This is a genomic window from Bacillus sp. LR--39, assembly GCF_053613335.1.
Genome location: NZ_JBSIOT010001219.1, coordinates 1 through 599, shown reverse-complemented (window position 1 = coordinate 599; position 599 = coordinate 1). Strand labels below are relative to the sequence as shown.

The 599-nt window shown below is 46.4% G+C and carries 1 pseudogene; it reads right to left on the bottom strand.

The window, feature by feature from the left end:
* Positions 1-599, bottom strand: a pseudogene (gene malP / locus ACWHAR_RS29535) (PTS maltose transporter subunit IIBC); the annotation flags it as partial.

Sequence of the window (599 nt, the reverse complement as noted above, 5' to 3'; positions counted from 1 at the left end):
GAGCCGATTCCCGATTGAACCATCGGCCAAATATAAGACACAGCCAAGGCAATTGGGATCATAATAAAGAAGGAAATCATCACGATATATGTTGAGCCTTGAAAGATGCCGAGAAAATCGGGCAGTTTTTTATCAAAATAGCGATTATGCAAAAAGACGACAATCGAAGAAATAAAGATGGCCCCGATAATGTTGGTATCGAGCGTTTTTATGCCCGCAATCATCGTTAACCCGCTCGTTCCGCCGACCTCTTGGTTCATGTCGACGCCAAATGCTCCTCCCCATACCGTCAATATCGCGCTGACAAAATAGTTGAATGTCAGGTAAACAGTAAGCGTTTCCAAACAAGCGCGTGCCTGAGCTTTCTTCGCCAAAGCAACCGGGATGCCAATGGCGAATAAGAGCGGCATTTGGTTAAAAACAGTCCAGCCGCCCTGCTCAATGATATACCAGCACTGATACCAAAAACCGTCAGGATCGGCCAGCGGTCCCATGAGGGTTTTATTTTTAAAGAGCGTGCTGATGCCGACGATAATGCCGGCGAACGCGAATAATAAAACAGGCACAAACATCGCGCTTCCAAAGCGCTGAATTTTTTG